Origin of the sequence: Allobosea sp., assembly GCF_030694325.1 — a bacterium.
In the GTDB taxonomy this organism is placed as follows: Bacteria; Pseudomonadota; Alphaproteobacteria; order Rhizobiales; family Beijerinckiaceae; genus Allobosea.
The window spans coordinates 16,117-33,038 of sequence record NZ_JAUXYO010000202.1 but is presented as its reverse complement, the minus strand read 5'-3'; the positions used below and the strand labels follow the sequence as shown (position 1 = coordinate 33,038).

The following is a 16,922-nucleotide window of genomic DNA, read 5'->3' as shown; positions in this document are numbered from 1 at the left end:
CGCCCGCGCCGAGGCCGGCGAGACGATCCATTTCGACGGCTGGCGGCTCGATCTCGCCCGCCGCCAGCTCGTCACCGCCGAAGGCGTCGAGATTCTGCTGACGACCGGCGAATTCGACATGCTGGCGGCGCTGGCGCGGGCGCCCGGCCGCGTCCTCACCCGCGACGTGCTGATGGACCTCACCCACGGACGCAGCCTCGCGGCCTTCGACCGCACCATCGACGCGCAGATCGCGCGGCTGCGCAAGAAGATCGAGCCGAACCCGCGCCAGCCCACGCTGATCAAATCGGTTCGCGGCGTCGGCTACGTCTTCACGGGCAAACCGGCGCCCTGACCGCCCAGGGCGGGTCGGCCATCGGGGAGGAATCGAGCAGGAGGGCGATGCCGCCCGTCCCGCCCTGCCTGGAATGCTCGATGCCGTGGAACGCGCGCGGCGCATCCCCGGTGCGGATGCGCACGGCGGAGCAGCCCAGCCGGCCCGCAATCGCGCAGAGATCCGCGACCAGCGCGGCGGCGACGCCCGGCCCGTCGGCCGCGCTGGCGACGACGAAGAGCGGCACGTCGAGGATGGCGCCATGCACCATATGGAGCGCCTCCCGGCACAGGCACAGGCCCTGGACATGACCGCGCGGATTGGTCGCCACGCGCACATCCTGGCGCCGCCCCGCAGGGGCATCGCCCTCGCCGCGTTTCGTGCGCCAGCCCTCGAGATCGGGCGAAGGCTTCAGCCTGCGCACGAGCAGGAATGCCGCATCGACCTGATCGGGTGTCATCCCGGCGATGATGTAGGCTTCCTGCATGGCGAGGCTCCTCTCCCCGCGATCCGTCCGCCCCGCCATCAGGCGGCGGCGTGCAGATCGGTGTGGCAGACACCGCAGGCCCGAACCTTGACGAGCAGTTCGCCGGGTCCCGGCACCGGCACCGGCACGTCCTCGATCACGAGGGGCTGGGCGAACGCCCGCACGACAGCCGCCTTCATCATCGTCGCCATGATCCACTCTCCCTTCGTCACCGCGACGGTAAGGCGTCGCGCGGATCCGACCTTGAGCGAGATCAAGCGACGGCGGGGAGATCCGCGTCCTCGACCATCGCGCGGGCCTCCCGGTAGACGGCTGCGGGGCCCGCCTCGGTGGAGAGCCGCCTCCAGCCGGCCACCGGCGCGGCGCGCTCGAATTGCCGGCGCACGATGTCGCCCGTGGCGTCCGAGGGATCGCCCCGGCGCGCCTCGACCCGTGCGATCAAGGTCGGCGCCGGCGCCTCGAGCCACAAGCCGAGGAAGCCCGCCCCGGCCTCGCCTGCGGCCTGCGCGATCCGCTCGCGATCGGGTGCGCGGTCGAACACGGCATCGGCGACGACGCCGTGCCCCCGCAGCAGGATCGCCGCCGCGCGCTCAGCCTGCTCCGTATAGCCCGCCTCGGAGACGGCCGGCCGCAGCGTTGCGCTCGATCAAGGCGAAGGCCCAGCGGGCGGTTCGACCGCGGGCGCAGCTTGGACTACACCGGAGAGGATGGCCGGCGCGATCTCGCCGCGCCAGCCCTGCCCTCCCTCTGCAGAAAGCGTCGCGCGTCATGATGAAAGACTTTGCCGGCAAACATGTCATCGTCATGGGCGGTAGCCGCGGCATCGGCCGCTCGACCGCGCTCGCCTTCGCCCGGCGCGGGGCCGCGGTGTCGATCTGCGCGCGCAGCCCTGGGCCGCTGGCCGCGACGCGGCAGGAGATCGCGGATCTGGGCGTCAGCGCCCATGCCGCCTCCGTCGACCTCGCCGATGCGGCCGCGATCGACGCCTATCTTCCCGAGGCGGTGAAGGCCCTCGGCGGCCTCGACATCCTCGTCAACAACGCTTCGGGCTTCGGCCATTCCGACGACGAGGCGGGCTGGGGTGCCTCCTTCGGCGTCGACATGATGGCGGTGGTGCGCGGCAGCCACGCCGCCGTCCCGCACATGGCCCCGGGCGGTGCGATCGTGAACATCTCCTCGATCTCGGGGCTGCGTGCCAGCGCCCGCTCGGCGCCCTATGGCGCGATCAAGGCGGCGGTGATGCATTACACCGCGAGCCAGGCGAAGATGCTGGCGCGGCAGGGTATTCGCGTGAACTGCGTCGCGCCGGGCTCGGTCGAATTCCCCGGCGGCACCTGGGAGGACCGGAAGACCTCGAATCCCGATCTCTACAACGCGACCCTGGCCACAATCCCCTTCGGACGCATGGGCCGCCCCGAGGAGATCGCCGAGGTCGTGCTCTTCCTCGCCTCCGAGCAGGCGAGCTGGGTCACCGGCCAGAGCCTCGTCGTCGATGGCGGCCAACTCGTCGGCCCCTGACGACACCGACGGACGACCGGCCCGGGCGGATTGTCCGCTCAGGCTTGCGCCGCGGCGGCGCCCGGCTCGCAATAGAGCGCGTGCAGCGTCTCCAGCACCGCCCGCGCCTCGGGGCTCGCGAGCGAGAACGTCACCGCGACGCCGCGGCGTCGCGCGGCGATCAGCCCCTGCCGCCGCAGCTGCGCCAGATGGGCCGCAACGCCGGCCGGGCTCAGCCCCGTGATCCGCGCGAGCTCGCCCGCCCCCTCCTCGCCCTCGACCAGACGGCACAGGATGGCGAGACGGCGCGGACTCGCCATCGCGGCGAGCAGCGCCGCCGCCTCGATTTGGGCTGCAATGCCGGTCTCGTCCCGCTTCAGCACGGTCGTTGACATATTCGATATTCCATATATATAGATATTAATGATCGTTAACGAGAGTTCGTGGTCATGGTCAATGTCGGTTCGCTCGACCGGACGCTTCGCTTCGTCATCGGCGCAGCCCTCCTCGTCGCCGCCTTCGTGCCGCCGCTCGCCGGCTGGGTCGCGCCGCTCGGCGTCTGGAAATATGCGTTGACGGCCTGGGGCTCGATGATGATCGGGACCGCCGCGATGCGCTTCTGCCCGGCCTATACACTGCTCGGCCTCAACACCTGCGGGACGCGCCAGCCGTGACGGTCGCGTCGAGCTTCACGCCGCTCGCCTCACTGGCGGGCGGCGCCCTGATCGGGCTGGCGGCGGCGATGCTGATGCTGTTCCAGGGCCGCATCGCCGGAATCGGCGGCATCGTCTCGCGACTTCTGTTGCCGGCCGGCGACGGCCAGTCCTGGGGCCGGCTCGCCTTCGTGGTCGGCTTGGTGCTGGCCCCGCTGGTCCATCTGGCGCTGACCGGCACCGCGCCTCGGCCCGACATCGCGACCGGGCCCTTCCTGCTGGCGGTCGCGGGGGGTCTCGTCGGCTTCGGCGCCGTCTGGGGCAATGGCTGCACATCCGGGCACGGCATCTGCGGCCTCTCGCGGCTCTCGCTACGCTCGGCCGCAGCCGTCGCCACCTTCATGACGACGGCGATCGCGACCGTCTTCCTCGTCCGACACGTGCTGTGAGAGCCTCGATGTCCGTGATCGTGCAGTTTCTGACCGGCCTCGTCTTCGGGCTCGGGCTGATCCTCGCCGGCATGGCCGACCCGGCGAAGGTGCTCGCCTTCCTCGATCTCGGCGCGATTCCGGCCGGCACCTGGGATCCGAGTCTGATCTTCGTGATGGCGGGCGGCATCGCCGTGACCTTCATTGGCTATCGGCTGATCCTGGCGCGCGAGCGCCCCGTCATGGCCGAGCGCTTCCTGCTGCCCGAGGCCGGCACGGTCGATGACCGGCTGCTGACCGGCGCCGCCCTGTTCGGCATCGGCTGGGGCCTTGCCGGCCTCTGCCCCGGTCCCGCGCTCGTCTCCACCCTGACCGGAGGCCAGCCCGCTATCATTTTCATCGCTGCCATGCTCGCCGGCATGGCGCTGGCGCGGCTGCTGTCGTCGGCCACGCCACCCCTGCGGTCGAAGACCGCGTGACGAACCCAGCAGGTTTCTGATGACCGCCAGCGCAAGCGCTTCGTCAAGGTCCCGCTGGGACCTGCTCTGACGGACTTCGCCGATGATCGCCACGCCTGACATCGCCTCGCTCGGCTCGGGCTCGCTCGTCGGCTTCACGCTCGGCCTCGACGGACAGACGCTGCTGCTGGTCTTCGGCGTGCCGATGCTCGTCATCGCCGCCGCCATGCTCCTGCGCCGGAGCGGGAGCGGCGCCGGCTTCCAGCCGATGCGGGAGACCCGAAACGGGTCCCCCGCCGCGATGTCGCCCCTGATCGCCAAATCGACCGGCCGGCGGAAATGCGGCTCGATCGGCATGGAGAGGTCGATGATCTCGATCAGACCGCGGCCTTCTTGATCGCGTCCAGCGTCTCGCCGCCGAACTTGGTGACGAACTCCTTCTCGACCTCCGCCGTGACGATCTTCGAGAAGGAGTCGCGGTCGGGGTTCTCGACCGCCTGCATGCCGGCCTTCTTCAGCGCGGCCAGGCTGGAGCCCTCGGTGTCCTCGTTCATCTGGCGCTGGACGCCGGCGAGCTCGATTGCGGTCTCGCCGAGGATCTTCTGGAGATCGGGCGCCATCGCGTCGAACTTCGTCTTGTTCATCACCACCGGTCCCGTGGTGAAGGCATGGCGCGTCAGCGACAGATGCTTCTGCACCTCGGCGAACTTGGCGTTGAGGATCAGCGTCACTGGATTTTCCTGCCCATCGACCGCGCCGGTCTCGAGCGCCGAGAACAGCTCGGTGAAGGCCATCGGCGTCGGCACGGCGCCGAGCAGCTGGAAGGCGCGGATATGGGCCGGGTTCGGCGTGGTGCGGATCTTCAGCCCCTTGATGTCTGCGGCCGTCGCCACCGGGCGGCGGCTGTTGGTCAGGTTGCGCCAGCCGATCTCCCAGGTCGCCAGCGCTTTGAGGTTCGAGCCTTCGAGCTCCTTGCGCAGGCCGTCGCCGATCGGGCCGTCCATCACGGCGGCGGCATGCTTGCGGCTCTGGAACAGGAAGGGCAGGTCGAGCACGTTGAGCTTCGGCGCGAGACCGGTGAAGAACGGGTTGCCGGTCAGGCAGATGTCGAGCGAGCCGCCGCGCACCGCGCTGATCGTCTGCGGATCGGAGCCGAGCGCCCCGTTCGGGAAGATCTGGACCTCGAGCTGGCCATTGCTCTTCGCCTTGACCTTCTCGGCGAACTGCAGCGCGGCCTTGTGCCAGCTGTCGGATTCCGGATGGGGGTGCGCGAAGCGCAGCTTCGCCGCCTGGGCGAGCGCCGGCCGGCCGATAGCAAAGAGGGCGAGGCCGGAGCCGGCGGTGATCAGAGCATGGCGCCTGGTGAGGGTCATCTTGTCTTCCTCCTGAGGTGTCGTTTTTGTGGTTTCTCGTTTTCGACGCGGCGCCTCTTCAGCGCCCGTAGAACCATTTCGCCGGCACGGTCACGATCTCCGGGACCAGAACCAGCAGGGTGAGCACCGCGATCTGTGCCAGCAGGAACGGCATGACGCCGCGCACCACCTTGTCGACCGGCACGCGGCCGACGGCGCAGACGACGTTGAGCACCGTGCCCACGGGCGGCGTCAGCAGGCCGATCGCGTTGTTCATGATGAAAAGAACGCCGAAATAGACCGGATCGATGCCCGCCTGCTTGACGATCGGCATCAGCACCGGCGTCAGGATCAGCACGGTCGGGATGAAGTCGAGCGCCGTGCCGACGACGACGACGAGCAGCATCATCGCGGCCATCAGCAAAGTCTTCTGGTCCATCAGCGGACCCAGCAGCGCCCCCACTTCGGCGGGAATGTTGGCAATGGTGATCAGCCAGGCCGAGACCAGCGCCGCCGCGACCAGGAACATCACCGAGGCCGACATCTTCAGCGCCGCCAGCAACGCCGGCCGCAGATGCGCGATCCGCAGCTCGCCATCGACGAACATCCCGATCACGAAGGCATAGACCGCCGCCACCACCGCGGCCTCCGTCGGCGTGAACACGCCGAGCTTCATCCCGCCGATGATGACGAAGGGCAACAGCAGCGCCCACAACCCATCGAGCGCAGCCTTCGCGATGCTGCGAGCGGTCGGCCGCGGCAGGGTCGAGACCGGCTCGTCCTTCGCCAGCACATACCAGGTGATGACCAGCGCCAGCCCCATCAGCAGGCCGGGCACGATGCCGGCCAGGAACAGCCGGGTGATCGAGACGCCGGCGGCGACGCCGAACACCACGAAGCCTATCGAGGGCGGGATCACCGGCGCGATGATGCCGCCGGCCGCGATCAGCCCGCAGCTGCGGTCGAGCCGGTAGCCGGCCTGCCGCATCATCGGGATCAGCAGGGCGGCCAGTGCCGCCGTGTCGGCCACCGCCGAGCCGGAGATGCTGGCCATCACGATTGCCGCGACCACCGCGACATAGCCGAGCCCGCCGCGGACATGGCCGACCAGCGCCATCGCGAAGGCGATGATGCGCTTGGAGAGCCCGCCCGCATTCATCAGCTCGCCGGCCAGCATGAAGAAGGGCACCGCCATCAGCGGGAAGCTGTCGGCCCCGCCGATCAGGTTCTGCGCCAGGATCTGCGCGTCGAACATGCCGAGATGCAGCATCAGCGCGACGCCGCAGACCAGCAGCGAAACCGCGATCGGCATCCCCAGCGCCATCGCGCCGAGCAGCGAGACGAGGAAGACGAGGACGGTCATGGCCGCGGAGGCTCCTGCCGCTGCGCCTCGAAGCCGGCGAGTTCCTCCGACTCCGCGCCGATGACGAGCTGGTCGGGCGGCATTCGCCCCGTGGCGATCCTGATCAGGGTGACGAGATTGATCGCGCCGATTCCGAGACCGCAGGCGAGCCCGGCGACATAGAAGATCGCGGTCGGAACACCCATCACCGGCGAGAGATTGGCCATGTTGAGGCTGCTCTGCTGCCAGCAGCCCCAGACCAGGAGGCCCATGCAGAACAGCGAGAGGCTCTCGGCCACGAGCCGCGCGATCCGCCGGCCGCGCAGGCCGAGCATCTGCACCACCGTCGTCATGCCGAGATGCCCGCCCTCGAGCGCGACCAGGAAGGCGCCGCCGAAGGTCAGCCAGACGAAGATCATGCGCGAGGCTTCGTCCGACATGGTGATGCCGGAGTTGAAGCCGTAGCGCAGCACGACATTGCCGAAGACCATCGCGATCATCCCGACGAAGGCGAGGATGAGCGTGTTCTCGAGCAGGCGCAGCAGCGATTTTGGCAGGTTCATCGGCAAAGGGCTTTCAGGCTTCGTCGCTGCGCAGGGCGGCCGGCGGGATCAGCGCCACGACCGGCGGTACCGCGGCGAGGCATGCCGCGTCCGAGCGGCGCGGATGTTCGACGCGTATCGAATGGATGAGCGGCGAGAGCGCATGACGCGACTCCGGAGGTTTCCAGGCCCGGGACGGCAGCCGGTTGGCCCGGCCGCGTTCTTGTATGCTGCATACTGCGCGCCGGTGTGCAGGCCTGTCAATCACGCGCTTCCGGTGCGCCGCCGGAACCGCACGCAGTGGTTGGGATGGCGGCAGGTGGTGGAGACCGCCCGGCCCGGCAGCCGCGCGCAACCGATGCGGTCTCTGCGTCGCGGGGAGAGCCGCCCGCCGCTCGGCGCGGCCGGGCGCAGCGCCATAACCGTGAGCGCGCGCAGGCCCAACTCCGCTGCCGCCGGCGGGCACATTGGGGGCTTGCCATTCCGCGAAGCATTGATTAGACCCCGCGACACCAAGGCGAGCGCGCCGACGCCGACCGCCATTGGGGGATCGTCTAACGGTAGGACCCCAGACTCTGACTCTGGTTGTCTAGGTTCGAATCCTAGTCCCCCAGCCACTTCGACAAGTGGCTGATCTGAAGCGACAACACCAAATCGTACCAGCATGTCGGGTCACCAAGGCCCCACTCGGGCGAGCCGTCGGCTTCGTGACGGTCGCCCTGCGGTCGATCCGTGGGCCCTGCCCTGTTCTTTGTCTGTGGTCCGGCGGTCCGGGGAACGGCTGAGTCGGTGGATCCGAGAACGCGGTCGAGCCGCCTGGACAGGGCGCGCGCTCGTGGTGGATCGCGCGGACTGGATCCAGACCGCCGATCGGACAAGCAGTGGCAGATTGCTGAGCACGCGCGTCTGGAACCCGCAACACGACCCCGGCTGACAAGCCTCGGACGCGCTGCCGTTACCTCCCTCGATGGCCCCCTCTGGTCGCTGTTCGACTGCGCTCATGGCGAAGGGAGATTGCCGGCGGGCGACGATCGCCCCTCTCCGTCTGCGTGGCGCATGCCGCCTCACTTTACGCAAACCTTACGGCCGCGGCTCATCTTCGACATGGCGGCCTTACGGTCATCGGCTCCATCTCCGGTCCGACCACGGACCGGAGCTTTTCCATGTTCATCGACCTTCTCTTCCTGCTCGGGGGCCTCGCGCTGTTCGGGATCGCCGGCATCGCCGTCGCCGCGGCAGAGCGGCTGTGAGGCGCATCATGCCGCTCGACATCATCCTGGGGCTGACGGTGGCGGCGCTGCTGCTGGCCTATCTGCTCAAGGCGCTGCTGCGCCCCGAATCCTTCTGAACGGGGACCGGTTCATGACCCAGACCCCTTTCCTCCCTGACCTCGTCCAGTTCCTGATCTTCGCGGCCCTCCTGCTGGGGCTCGCCTGGCCGCTGGGTCACTACATGGCCCGCGTCTTCACCGGCGAGGCGCAGTTCCTGGCGCCGCTCGAAAACGCAGTCCTCGGGCTCGCCGGCCAGGGCCGGCCGCAGCCGCAGCGCTGGCAGGCCTATGGCCTGTCGCTGCTCGCCTTCAACGCGGCGGGCTTCGCGCTGCTGTTCCTGATCCTGCGCTTTCAGAACCTGCTGCCGCTCAACCCGCAGGGCTTTGACGGGCTATCTGGCCATCTCGCCTTCAACGTCGCGATCTCCTTCGTCACCAACACCAACTGGCAGTCCTATGGCGGCGAGACGACGCTCTCGAACCTCAGCCAGATGCTCGGCTTGACGACGCAGAACTTCGTCTCGGCCGCCAGCGGCGCGGCGGTGGCGGCCGCGGTGGCGCGCGGCTTCGCGGCGAAGCAGACCCGCGTTCTCGGCAATTTCTGGGTCGATATGACCCGCACCACCCTCTACATCCTGCTGCCGGCCGCGCTCGTGCTGGCGCTGGTCCTGGTCGCGCTCGGCCTGCCGCAGACGCTCGCCGCATCCTTCGACGCGACGACGCTGGAGGGCGCCAAGCAGAGCCTCTCGCTCGGCCCGGTGGCGAGCCAGGTCGCGATCAAGCAGCTCGGCACCAATGGCGGCGGCTTCTTCAACGTCAACTCGGCGCATCCCTTCGAGAACCCGAATGCGCTCAGCAACCTGCTGACGACGATCTCGATCCTGCTGATCCCGGTCGCCTTCTGCTTCACCTATGGCCGGCTCGTCGGCGACCGTCGGCAGGGGCGTGCGCTGTTTGCGGCGATGGCCGTGCTGTTTCTCGCCGGCTTCGCCGCGATCTACGGCGCCGAGCGCCTCGGCAACCCGCTCCATGCCGGCCTCGTCGATGCCGCGGCGGGCAACATGGAGGGCAAGGAGGTCCGCTTCGGCATCCTCGCATCGACGCTGTGGGCTGCGGCGACGACCGCGGCCTCGAATGGCTCGGTCAATGCGATGCTGGATTCCTTCACGCCGCTGGGCGGGCTGGTCGCCATGCTCAACATCCAGCTCGGCGAGGTCGTGTTCGGCGGCGTCGGCGTCGGCCTCACCGGCATGCTGCTCTTCGTCGTCATCACGGTCTTCCTCGCCGGGCTGATGGTCGGGCGCACGCCGGAATATCTCGGCAAGAAGATCGAGGCCCGCGAGATCAAGCTCGCGGCGCTGACGCTGCTCGTCATGCCGCTGGGCATCCTCGTCCTCGCCTCTCTGGCCATCGCGACCGGCCAGGCTCAAGGCGCGGTGCAGGATGCCGGCCCGCACGGGCTTTCCGAGCTGCTCTACGCCTACACCTCGGCGACGGGCAACAACGGCTCGGCCTTCGCCGGCTTCACCGCCAACACGCCCTGGCACAACAGCTTCCTCGGCGTCGCCATGATACTCGGCCGCTTCGGCTACATCATCCCGATCCTGGCGATCGCCGGCAGCCTCGCGGCCAAGCGCCCCGCGGCCGAGACGGCGGGCACCTTCCCCACCCATGGGCCGCTCTTCGTCACGCTGCTGGTGGCGACGATCCTGATCGTCGGCGCGCTCACCTTCCTTCCCGTCCTCGCTCTGGGCCCGATCGCGGAACACGTCTCGATCCTGGCCGAGCAGAGCTTCTAGAGGTCCCCATGAGCAAGCATGCTCCCGCCGAGATGGGCCTGTTCTCGCCCGTCATCATCAGGCCTGCGATCCTGCAGGCCTTTCGCAAGCTCGATCCGCGCAGCCTGGCGCGCAACCCGGTCATCTTCTCGACCGCGCTGGTCTGCGTGCTCGCGACCGTCCTCGTCATCCGCGAGGGGCTGACCGGGGGCCCGGTCTTCTGGATCGGGCTGCAGATCGCGATCTGGCTCTGGTTCACGGTGCTCTTCGCAAACTTCGCCGAGGCGGTCGCCGAAGGGCGCGGCAAGGCGCGCGCCGACGCCTTCCGCTCGACCCGCTCCTCCTCGCTGGCCAAGGTCCTGGTCGATCCGGCCAACCGGGTCGTCTACGGCACCAAGGAGGTCGAGCTCGTCGAGCCGGGCGAGGTCATCCTGGTCGAGGCCGGCGACATCGTGCCGACGGATGGCGAGATCATCGAGGGCGTCGCCTCGGTCGACGAAAGCGCCATCACCGGCGAATCCGCCCCGGTCATCCGCGAATCCGGCGGCGACCGCTCCTCCGTCACCGGCGGCACGCGGCTTGTGTCGGACTGGCTCGTGGTGCGCGTCACCGCCCGCCAGGGCGAGACCTTCCTCGACCGGATGATCGCGCTGGTCGAGGGCGCCAAGCGCCAGAAGACGCCCAACGAGATCGCGCTCGACATTCTGCTGGCGGCGCTGACGCTGGTCTTCCTCTTCGTCGTGGTGACGCTGCCCTTCTTCGCCTCCTGGTCGGGGACGACGCTGCCGGTGATCTATCTCGCGGCCCTGTTCGTGACGCTGATCCCGACCACGATCGGCGGCCTGCTCTCGGCCATCGGCATCGCCGGCATGGACCGTCTGGTGAAGGCCAACGTCATCGCCAAATCGGGTCGCGCGGTCGAGGCGGCCGGCGACATCGACGTGCTGCTGCTCGACAAGACCGGCACGATCACCTTCGGCAACCGCATGGCCCATGCCTTCGAGCCCGCCGCCCATATCAGCGAGCGCGATCTGGCCGAGGCCGCCTTCCTGGCCTCGCTGTCGGACGACACGCCGGAAGGCAAGTCGATCGTCGATCTCGCCGCCAGGCGCTTCGGCTTCGATGCGGCGGCCGGGGCGGGCGCGGTCTTCGTGCCCTTCACGGCTCAGACCCGCATGTCCGGTGTCGACCTTCCGGATGGCCGCGCCCTGCGCAAGGGCGCCTCGGACACGATGGCGAAACTCACCGGCGGCGCGCTCTCGGCAACGGTCGAGCAGGCGGTGCGCAAGATCGCGTCATCCGGCGGCACGCCGCTGGTGGTGGCGCGCGACAACGACGTCCTCGGCGTCATCCATCTCAAGGACGTGGTGAAGCCCGGTATCCGCGAGCGCTTCGCGGAACTCCGCCGCATGGGCATCCGCACGGTGATGATCACCGGCGACAACCCGCTGACCGCAGCGGCCATCGCAGCCGAAGCCGGCGTCGACGACTTCCTCGCGGAAGCGACGCCGGAAGCCAAGCTCGCTTTGATCCGCAAGGAGCAGGCTGAGGGCCGGCTGGTGGCGATGTGCGGCGATGGCTCCAACGACGCGCCGGCGCTGGCGCAGGCCGATGTCGGCGTCGCCATGAACTCCGGCACGCCCGCCGCCAAGGAAGCCGGCAATCTGATCGACCTGGACAGCGACCCGACCAAGCTGATCGAGATCGTCATGGTCGGCAAGCAGCTGCTGATCTCGCGCGGCGCGCTGACCACCTTCTCGATCGCCAACGACGTCGCCAAGTATTTCGCGATCCTGCCGGCGCTGTTCGTGACGGCCTGTCCGGGCCTGGCGGTGCTGGACGTAATGGGGCTCGGCACGCCGCAATCGGCGATCCTGTCGGCGATCATCTTCAACGCGCTCGTCATCGTCGCGCTGATCCCGATCGCGCTGAAGGGCGTGCGCTATGCCCCGGCCTCGGCGGCCTCGCTGCTCGGCCGCAACCTGCTGGTCTACGGGCTCGGCGGGCTGATCGTGCCCTTCATCGGCATCAAGGCGATCGACCTGATCGTCGACCTGCTCCACCTCGCCTGAGGAGAGACATCATGACCGCCTATCTGCGCCCCTCGCTCGTCCTGCTCGGCCTGTTCAGTGTGCTGACGGGCGCTGCCTACCCCCTCGCCGTCACCGGCGTCGCCCAGGCCGTGTTTCCCGCCCAGGCCAACGGCTCGCCGGTGGTGCAGGACGGTACCGTGATCGGCTCCGCGCTGATCGGCCAGTCCTTTGCGTCCGCGCGCTATTTCCATGGCCGCCCTTCGGCGACCTCCGCACCCGATCAGCAGGATGCGTCGAAGACCGTGGACAGCCCCTACAATGGCGCCAACTCGACCGGCTCCAATCTCGGGCCGGGGTCCGCGGCGCTGAAGACCGCCATCACCGACCGGGTCGCCGCGCTCGGCGGCGGTCCGCAGCCGGCCGATCTGGTGACGGCCTCGGGCTCGGGACTCGATCCCCACATCTCGCCGGCCGCCGCTCTGGCCCAGATCAGCCGTATCGCCGCGACGCGGAGCCTCGCAGAGAACCGTCTGCGGCAGCTCGTCCAGGCGCAGACCGAGCCACGATTCCTCGGCGTCCTCGGCGAGCCGCGGGTCAACGTCCTCGCGCTCAACCTGGCCCTCGACAGGTTGGCGCCCTGATGCTCTGGTCGGTGGCCCATGCCGAGCGCGCCTGACGAGAGAGCCACACCGGAATCCTTCCTCGCCGAGGCGCGCGGCGAGGGCGAGAGACGCACCGGCCGGCTCAAGATCTTCCTCGGCGCCTCGCCCGGTGTCGGCAAGACCTTCGCGATGATCGAGGAGGCTCGCGTGCGGCAGCGCGCGGGCCTCGACGTCGTGGTGGCGCTGGTCGAGACCCATGGCCGCGCCGAGACGGCCGCCCTGCTCGACACGCTCGAGCAATTGCCGCGGCGGCAGGTCGAGTATCGCGGGCAGGTGCTGAGCGAGCTCGATCTCGACGCCCTGCTCGCGCGCCGGCCGGCGATCGCGCTGATCGACGAGCTCGCCCATACCAATGCGCCGGGCTCGCGCCATCCCAAGCGCTGGCAGGACGTGGTCGAGGTGCTGGATGCCGGAATCGACGTCGTCACCACGCTGAACATCCAGCATGTCGAGAGCCTCAACGACGTGGTCGCGCGCATCACCGGCGTGCGCGTGCAGGAAACCGTGCCGGACCACATCCTGCAGCGGGCCGACGCCATCGAACTGATCGACCTGCCGCCGGAGGAGCTGATCAAGCGCCTGCAGGACGGTAAGGTCTATGTGCCCCAGCAGATCGGCCAGGCGCTGGAGAATTTCTTCGGCAAGGGCAAGCTGACGGCGCTGCGCGAACTCGCCTTGCGTACGGCGGCCAGCCGCGTTGATGCCGAGATGCTCGACTGGATGCAGGCCCATGCCGTCAAGGGCCCCTGGCCGGCGGAGGAGCGGCTGCTGGTCTGCATCAACGAGGCGCCGGTGGGCCGCAGCCTGGTGCGGGCCGGCAAGCGCATGGCCGAGCGCGCCCGCCTGCCCTGGATCGTGGCGACGGTGCTGACGCCCCGGCACGAGGCGCTTCCCTCGGACGCCCGCGCCGTGACCACCGAGGCGCTGCGGCTTGCGGAGACGCTCGGAGCCGAGACAGTGGTCCTGCGGGCGGAGACCGATGCCGCCGGCGAGATCCTGCGCTACGCCCGCCAGCGTAACGTCTCGCGGCTGGTGATCGGGCGCCCACGCTCGCACCGCTCCTGGTGGCAGCGGCTGTTCGGCGTCTTCCGCGAACCGGTGGCGGACCGGCTGCTGGATGACGCCACCGATTTCGAGATCACCGTGGTGACGCCCCATGCCCGCATCGAACGTCGCAAGCTGACGAAGCCAGGCTGGATCGCGCCGAACTGGCTGGGATATGGGGTCGCGGGCCTCGCCATCGCGGTGGCCACGCTGGCGGCGCTGCCGCTGGCGATCTGGGACGCCGTTCCCGGCGGCGCGATTTCCGCGATCTATCTCGGGGCAGTGCTCGTGGTCGGCGCGCGGCACGGGCTGGGGCCCTCGCTGCTCGCCGGCCTGCTCGGTTCGGCCGCCTACAACTTCTTCTACACGCCGCCCTTCTATTCGCTCGACATGCGGCGCCCCGAAGACGTTGTCTCCGTCGTCGTCTATCTGCTCGGGGCCATCTTCACGGGCAGCCTGGCGAGTCGGTTGAAGGCCCAGGTCGAGGCGATGCGCGCGGCTCAGAAGCGCACCGAAACCCTCTACGACTTCGCCCGCAAGATCGCCTCGGCGACGGAGACGGACGACGTTCTCTGGGCGGCGGCCTTCCACATCGCAGCGACGCTGGACTGCCAGTCGCTGATTCTGATGCCGGATGCGGCAGGGGCGCTGCAGCAGGTGCAGGGCCACCCCACCATCGCGGATCTCGACGCCCGCGCCGAAGGCGCCGCTCGCTGGGCCTTCGAGAGGAACGAGCCGGCCGGGGCTGGTACGGCGACGCTGCCGATGGCCGACTGGCTGTTTGTGCCGCTCGCCACCGCCAGCAGCATCCTCGGCGTGATCGGCGTGCGCTTCCGTGACCGGCAGCGCGGTCTCGATCCCGAGACCCGGCGCCTGCTGCTGGCGGTCGAGGACCAGGTCGCCGTCGCCGTCGAGCGGACGCGGCTTGCCGGCGAGTTGGCCAATGCGCGCGTCTCGGCCGAGGGTGAGAAGCTGCGCGGGGCGCTGCTCAACTCCGTCAGCCACGATCTGCGCACGCCGCTGGTCACGGTGATCGGCGCGGTGTCGAGCCTTGCCGAAACGGATGGCGTGCTCGGCGACGCCGATCGTCGCGAGCTGACGATGACGGCCCTCGACGAGGCGCGCCGGCTCGACCGCTATGTCCAGAACCTGCTCGACATGACCCGGCTCGGCCATGGCGCGCTGGCGCCCAAGCGCGCGGCGGTCGATCTCCGCGAGATCCTCGGTGTCGTGCGCCCCGATCTCAAGCGCGTGCTCGCCAGCCACCGACTCGTCGTCGAGACGCCGCGCGATCTGCCGCCGCTCCATATCGACCCGGTGCTGATCGGCCAGGCCATCGCCAACATCGTCGAGAACGCCACCAAATACGCGCCGGCCGGCACCTCGATCACGATCACGGCGCGGGCCGACGGCGCCATGGCCGAGATCTGCGTGATCGACGAGGGGCCCGGCATCCCCGCGACCGAGCGCGAACGCGTCTTCGACCTGTTCCACCGCGTCGCGGAGGGGGATGCGCGGCCCGCCGGAACGGGGCTCGGCTTGTCGATCGTGCGCGGGCTGGTCGAGGCGCATGGCGGCACCGCCCGCGCCCAGGCGGGGCCCGGTGGACGCGGCGCGGCGATCGTGATCAGGCTGCCCTTCGCCCCCGACTGCAGCGAACTCTCCGCATGACCGAGCCCAAGCCCGCCCGCATCCTGGTGATCGACGACGAGGCGCCGATCAGGCGCTTTCTCGCGATCGTGCTCGGCGCCGGCGGCTTCGAGATGCTCGAGGCTGACCGCGGCCGGCTCGGCATCGATCGCGCCGCGACGATGGCGCCAGACGCGGTGCTGCTCGATCTCGGCCTGCCCGACATGGACGGAAAGGCGGTGATCGAGGCGATCCGCGAATGGTCCAGCGTGCCGATCCTGGTGCTGTCCGTGCGCGATGCCGAGACCGAGAAGATCGCCGCGCTCGATGCCGGCGCCGACGACTACGTCACCAAGCCGTTCTCGACCGGCGAATTGCTGGCCAGGCTGCGGGCGCTTCTGCGCAGCCGCCGCGACCGCGCGGCAGAGCCGGCCGCAATCCGCATCGGCGGGCTGGAGATCGATCTGGCGAGCCGTTCGGTGGTCGTCGATGGCGCCGCCGTCAAGCTGACGCGCAAGGAATTCGACGTCGTCGCCCTGCTGGCGCGCAATGCGGGCAAGCTGGTCGGGCACAAGCAGTTGCTGACGACGATCTGGGGGCCGGCCCATGCCGCCGACACCCATTACTTGCGCATCGCGGTCGGCCATATCCGCGAGAAGATCGGCGACGACGCCGCCGATCCGCGCTTCATCGTCACCGAACCAGGTGTGGGCTACCGGCTCGTCGATTCTCAAGGGCCGATCGGATAACAGACCAGAGCTCCGAGCCTGCTGAGCTTGCATCCGCAATCTTGCTGCGACTGGCGAGAAATGCGCCGCGCGTGCTGCTGACCCAGCCAGCCGGCGTCCATCAGACAAGCAAGAGCGCTGCAGCGGCCGTTGCCGGATGGTGCGCTGGTCGAATTGGCCAGGGGCGTTAAGAAGGATTCTGCGGAGGTCTAGAGCGTGCTGAGTTTTCTCGGAACCACCGCCGTCATCCCGGGCTTGCCCCGGGATCCATCGAAGAGCTCCAGAGCCTTACGATGGATCCCGGATCGGCGCGGCTGCGCCGCTTGTCCGGAATGACGGTCTGTTTCCGAATGAAATCAGCATGCTCTAGGACGTCGTTACATCCTCGTGGGTCAGAGTGCCTTTCGTCCAAACAAATCAGAAGATCGGTCGTGTCCTTGATGGTGGAGCAGCTGAGGTGGCCCGGCGAGACGTGGACAAGTCCGGCCTTGCGGTAGAAGGGGAGCAGCTCCCGATCCCGGACGATGTCGGTGACGCGGGTGTTGATGCCCCATTGGACCTTGTCAGGCAGGCCGCGCTGGATCAGCTCCTCGCCGAACTGGATGACCGTGTTGCGTGCATCGAGGTCGGGGTCGACAGCGGCTCCGGAACCCGCCTGCGAAGCGGCAAGGCGCGCGGCTTTTTTTTCATCGGAGCGACGCTGCGT

General features: G+C 69.1%; 18 protein-coding genes, 1 tRNA gene and 2 pseudogenes. 13 read left to right on the top strand and 8 right to left on the bottom strand.

Features of this window, described 5'->3' with window-relative positions:
• Window positions 1-334 (top strand): winged helix-turn-helix domain-containing protein (locus Q8M82_RS13330; protein ID WP_305691828.1); only part of this gene is annotated, 334 nt, incomplete at its 5' end.
• Here the strand turns inward: Q8M82_RS13330 and Q8M82_RS13325 are convergent.
• From Q8M82_RS13325 to Q8M82_RS13315, 3 genes and pseudogenes are all read right to left on the bottom strand, one after another.
• Entirely contained in the window at window positions 312-800 is a 489-nt protein-coding gene (locus tag Q8M82_RS13325) for a hypothetical protein (RefSeq protein ID WP_305691827.1), read from the bottom strand. The genes Q8M82_RS13330 and Q8M82_RS13325 overlap by 23 nt on opposite strands.
• 41 nt (window positions 801-841) lie before the next feature.
• Window positions 842-991: pseudogene (locus tag Q8M82_RS13320) on the bottom strand (zinc-dependent alcohol dehydrogenase); the annotation flags it as partial.
• A 62-nt stretch (window positions 992-1,053) separates the two neighbouring features.
• Window positions 1,054-1,434, bottom strand: a complete 381-nt coding sequence (locus Q8M82_RS13315; RefSeq protein WP_371126347.1) for a P-loop nucleotide/nucleoside kinase family protein — start codon at window positions 1,432-1,434, stop codon at window positions 1,054-1,056.
• A 134-nt stretch (window positions 1,435-1,568) separates the two neighbouring features.
• On the opposite strand from Q8M82_RS13315, the gene Q8M82_RS13310 reads away from it, so the two are divergent.
• Window positions 1,569-2,318, top strand: a complete 750-nt coding sequence (locus Q8M82_RS13310; RefSeq protein WP_305691825.1) for an SDR family NAD(P)-dependent oxidoreductase — start codon at window positions 1,569-1,571, stop codon at window positions 2,316-2,318.
• A 38-nt stretch (window positions 2,319-2,356) separates the two neighbouring features.
• Here the strand turns inward: Q8M82_RS13310 and Q8M82_RS13305 are convergent, their stop codons facing one another.
• Window positions 2,357-2,692, bottom strand: a complete 336-nt coding sequence (locus tag Q8M82_RS13305; RefSeq protein ID WP_305691824.1) for an ArsR/SmtB family transcription factor — start codon at window positions 2,690-2,692, stop codon at window positions 2,357-2,359.
• Window positions 2,693-2,746: 54 nt separating this feature from the next.
• On the opposite strand from Q8M82_RS13305, the gene Q8M82_RS13300 reads away from it, so the two are divergent.
• From Q8M82_RS13300 to Q8M82_RS13285, 4 genes are all read left to right on the top strand, one after another.
• Window positions 2,747-2,971, top strand: coding sequence for a YgaP family membrane protein (locus tag Q8M82_RS13300; RefSeq protein WP_305691829.1), 225 nt, complete (start codon window positions 2,747-2,749; stop codon window positions 2,969-2,971).
• Window positions 2,968-3,399 carry a YeeE/YedE family protein gene (locus Q8M82_RS13295; RefSeq protein ID WP_305691823.1) on the top strand — a complete coding sequence of 144 codons (432 nt, stop codon included), beginning with the start codon at window positions 2,968-2,970 and terminating at the stop codon, window positions 3,397-3,399. Before Q8M82_RS13300 ends, Q8M82_RS13295 begins: the two co-directional genes overlap by 4 nt.
• Window positions 3,400-3,407: 8 nt before the next feature.
• On the top strand, window positions 3,408-3,857 hold the full coding sequence (locus Q8M82_RS13290; RefSeq protein ID WP_305691822.1) for a DUF6691 family protein: 450 nt from the start codon (window positions 3,408-3,410) through the stop codon (window positions 3,855-3,857).
• A gap of 82 nt (window positions 3,858-3,939) precedes the next feature.
• Window positions 3,940-4,233 carry a hypothetical protein gene (locus Q8M82_RS13285; protein ID WP_305691821.1) on the top strand — a complete coding sequence of 98 codons (294 nt, stop codon included), beginning with the start codon at window positions 3,940-3,942 and terminating at the stop codon, window positions 4,231-4,233.
• On the opposite strand, the gene Q8M82_RS13280 is transcribed toward Q8M82_RS13285, so the two are convergent.
• Genes Q8M82_RS13280 through Q8M82_RS13270 form a run of 3 tightly spaced genes read right to left on the bottom strand, consistent with a single transcriptional unit; the run spans window position 4,214 to window position 7,093 of the window.
• Window positions 4,214-5,209 carry a TRAP transporter substrate-binding protein gene (locus Q8M82_RS13280; protein ID WP_305691820.1) on the bottom strand — a complete coding sequence of 332 codons (996 nt, stop codon included), beginning with the start codon at window positions 5,207-5,209 and terminating at the stop codon, window positions 4,214-4,216. The two genes, Q8M82_RS13285 and Q8M82_RS13280, sit on opposite strands and share 20 nt — an antisense overlap.
• Before the next feature lie 58 nt (window positions 5,210-5,267).
• Window positions 5,268-6,551, bottom strand: coding sequence for a TRAP transporter large permease subunit (locus Q8M82_RS13275; RefSeq protein ID WP_305691819.1), 1,284 nt, complete (start codon window positions 6,549-6,551; stop codon window positions 5,268-5,270).
• Window positions 6,548-7,093, bottom strand: coding sequence for a TRAP transporter small permease (locus Q8M82_RS13270; RefSeq protein ID WP_305691818.1), 546 nt, complete (start codon window positions 7,091-7,093; stop codon window positions 6,548-6,550). Before Q8M82_RS13270 ends, Q8M82_RS13275 begins: the two co-directional genes overlap by 4 nt.
• Window positions 7,094-7,615: 522 nt before the next feature.
• On the opposite strand from Q8M82_RS13270, the gene Q8M82_RS13265 reads away from it, so the two are divergent.
• The 7 genes from Q8M82_RS13265 to Q8M82_RS13235 all read left to right on the top strand — a co-directional run bounded on the left by Q8M82_RS13265 (window position 7,616) and on the right by Q8M82_RS13235 (window position 16,237).
• Window positions 7,616-7,689 (top strand) — tRNA-Gln (locus tag Q8M82_RS13265).
• Window positions 7,690-8,330: 641 nt separating this feature from the next.
• On the top strand, window positions 8,331-8,420 hold the full coding sequence (gene kdpF, locus Q8M82_RS13260; protein WP_082732779.1) for a K(+)-transporting ATPase subunit F: 90 nt from the start codon (window positions 8,331-8,333) through the stop codon (window positions 8,418-8,420).
• Window positions 8,421-8,434: 14 nt separating this feature from the next.
• Window positions 8,435-10,141: a potassium-transporting ATPase subunit KdpA gene (gene kdpA, locus Q8M82_RS13255; RefSeq protein WP_305691817.1), complete on the top strand. Its 1,707-nt coding sequence runs from the start codon at window positions 8,435-8,437 to the stop codon at window positions 10,139-10,141.
• A gap of 8 nt (window positions 10,142-10,149) precedes the next feature.
• Window positions 10,150-12,192, top strand: a complete 2,043-nt coding sequence (gene kdpB / locus Q8M82_RS13250; protein ID WP_305691816.1) for a potassium-transporting ATPase subunit KdpB — start codon at window positions 10,150-10,152, stop codon at window positions 12,190-12,192.
• A gap of 11 nt (window positions 12,193-12,203) precedes the next feature.
• A complete protein-coding gene (gene kdpC, locus Q8M82_RS13245) occupies window positions 12,204-12,794 on the top strand; it encodes a potassium-transporting ATPase subunit KdpC (RefSeq protein ID WP_305691815.1) in 591 nt (196 codons plus the stop codon).
• A gap of 18 nt (window positions 12,795-12,812) precedes the next feature.
• Window positions 12,813-15,530: a sensor histidine kinase gene (locus Q8M82_RS13240; RefSeq protein WP_305691814.1), complete on the top strand. Its 2,718-nt coding sequence runs from the start codon at window positions 12,813-12,815 to the stop codon at window positions 15,528-15,530.
• Window positions 15,527-16,237 carry a response regulator gene (locus Q8M82_RS13235; RefSeq protein WP_305691813.1) on the top strand — a complete coding sequence of 237 codons (711 nt, stop codon included), beginning with the start codon at window positions 15,527-15,529 and terminating at the stop codon, window positions 16,235-16,237. The genes Q8M82_RS13240 and Q8M82_RS13235 overlap by 4 nt, the downstream gene beginning before the upstream one ends.
• A gap of 415 nt (window positions 16,238-16,652) precedes the next feature.
• Here Q8M82_RS13235 and Q8M82_RS13230 read toward each other — a convergent pair.
• Window positions 16,653-16,832: pseudogene (locus tag Q8M82_RS13230) on the bottom strand (magnesium-protoporphyrin IX monomethyl ester anaerobic oxidative cyclase); the annotation flags it as partial.
• Between the last annotated feature and the right edge of the window lie 90 nt (window positions 16,833-16,922).

Bases quoted from the DNA above. Each gene is read 5' to 3' on its own strand.
- kdpC (WP_305691815.1), top strand. From the start codon at position 12,204: ATGACCGCCTATCTGCGCCCCTCGCTCGTCCTGCTCGGCCTGTTCAGT.
- Q8M82_RS13275 (WP_305691819.1), bottom strand. From the start codon at position 6,551: ATGACCGTCCTCGTCTTCCTCGTCTCGCTGCTCGGCGCGATGGCGCTG.
- kdpB (WP_305691816.1), top strand. From the start codon at position 10,150: ATGAGCAAGCATGCTCCCGCCGAGATGGGCCTGTTCTCGCCCGTCATC.
- Q8M82_RS13270 (WP_305691818.1), bottom strand. From the start codon at position 7,093: ATGAACCTGCCAAAATCGCTGCTGCGCCTGCTCGAGAACACGCTCATC.
- Q8M82_RS13280 (WP_305691820.1), bottom strand. From the start codon at position 5,209: ATGACCCTCACCAGGCGCCATGCTCTGATCACCGCCGGCTCCGGCCTC.
- kdpF (WP_082732779.1), top strand. From the start codon at position 8,331: ATGCCGCTCGACATCATCCTGGGGCTGACGGTGGCGGCGCTGCTGCTG.
- Q8M82_RS13285 (WP_305691821.1), top strand. From the start codon at position 3,940: ATGATCGCCACGCCTGACATCGCCTCGCTCGGCTCGGGCTCGCTCGTC.
- Q8M82_RS13325 (WP_305691827.1), bottom strand. From the start codon at position 800: ATGCAGGAAGCCTACATCATCGCCGGGATGACACCCGATCAGGTCGAT.
- kdpA (WP_305691817.1), top strand. From the start codon at position 8,435: ATGACCCAGACCCCTTTCCTCCCTGACCTCGTCCAGTTCCTGATCTTC.
- Q8M82_RS13235 (WP_305691813.1), top strand. From the start codon at position 15,527: ATGACCGAGCCCAAGCCCGCCCGCATCCTGGTGATCGACGACGAGGCG.
- Q8M82_RS13300 (WP_305691829.1), top strand. From the start codon at position 2,747: ATGGTCAATGTCGGTTCGCTCGACCGGACGCTTCGCTTCGTCATCGGC.
- Q8M82_RS13305 (WP_305691824.1), bottom strand. From the start codon at position 2,692: ATGTCAACGACCGTGCTGAAGCGGGACGAGACCGGCATTGCAGCCCAA.
- Q8M82_RS13310 (WP_305691825.1), top strand. From the start codon at position 1,569: ATGATGAAAGACTTTGCCGGCAAACATGTCATCGTCATGGGCGGTAGC.
- Q8M82_RS13290 (WP_305691822.1), top strand. From the start codon at position 3,408: ATGTCCGTGATCGTGCAGTTTCTGACCGGCCTCGTCTTCGGGCTCGGG.
- Q8M82_RS13240 (WP_305691814.1), top strand. From the start codon at position 12,813: ATGCCGAGCGCGCCTGACGAGAGAGCCACACCGGAATCCTTCCTCGCC.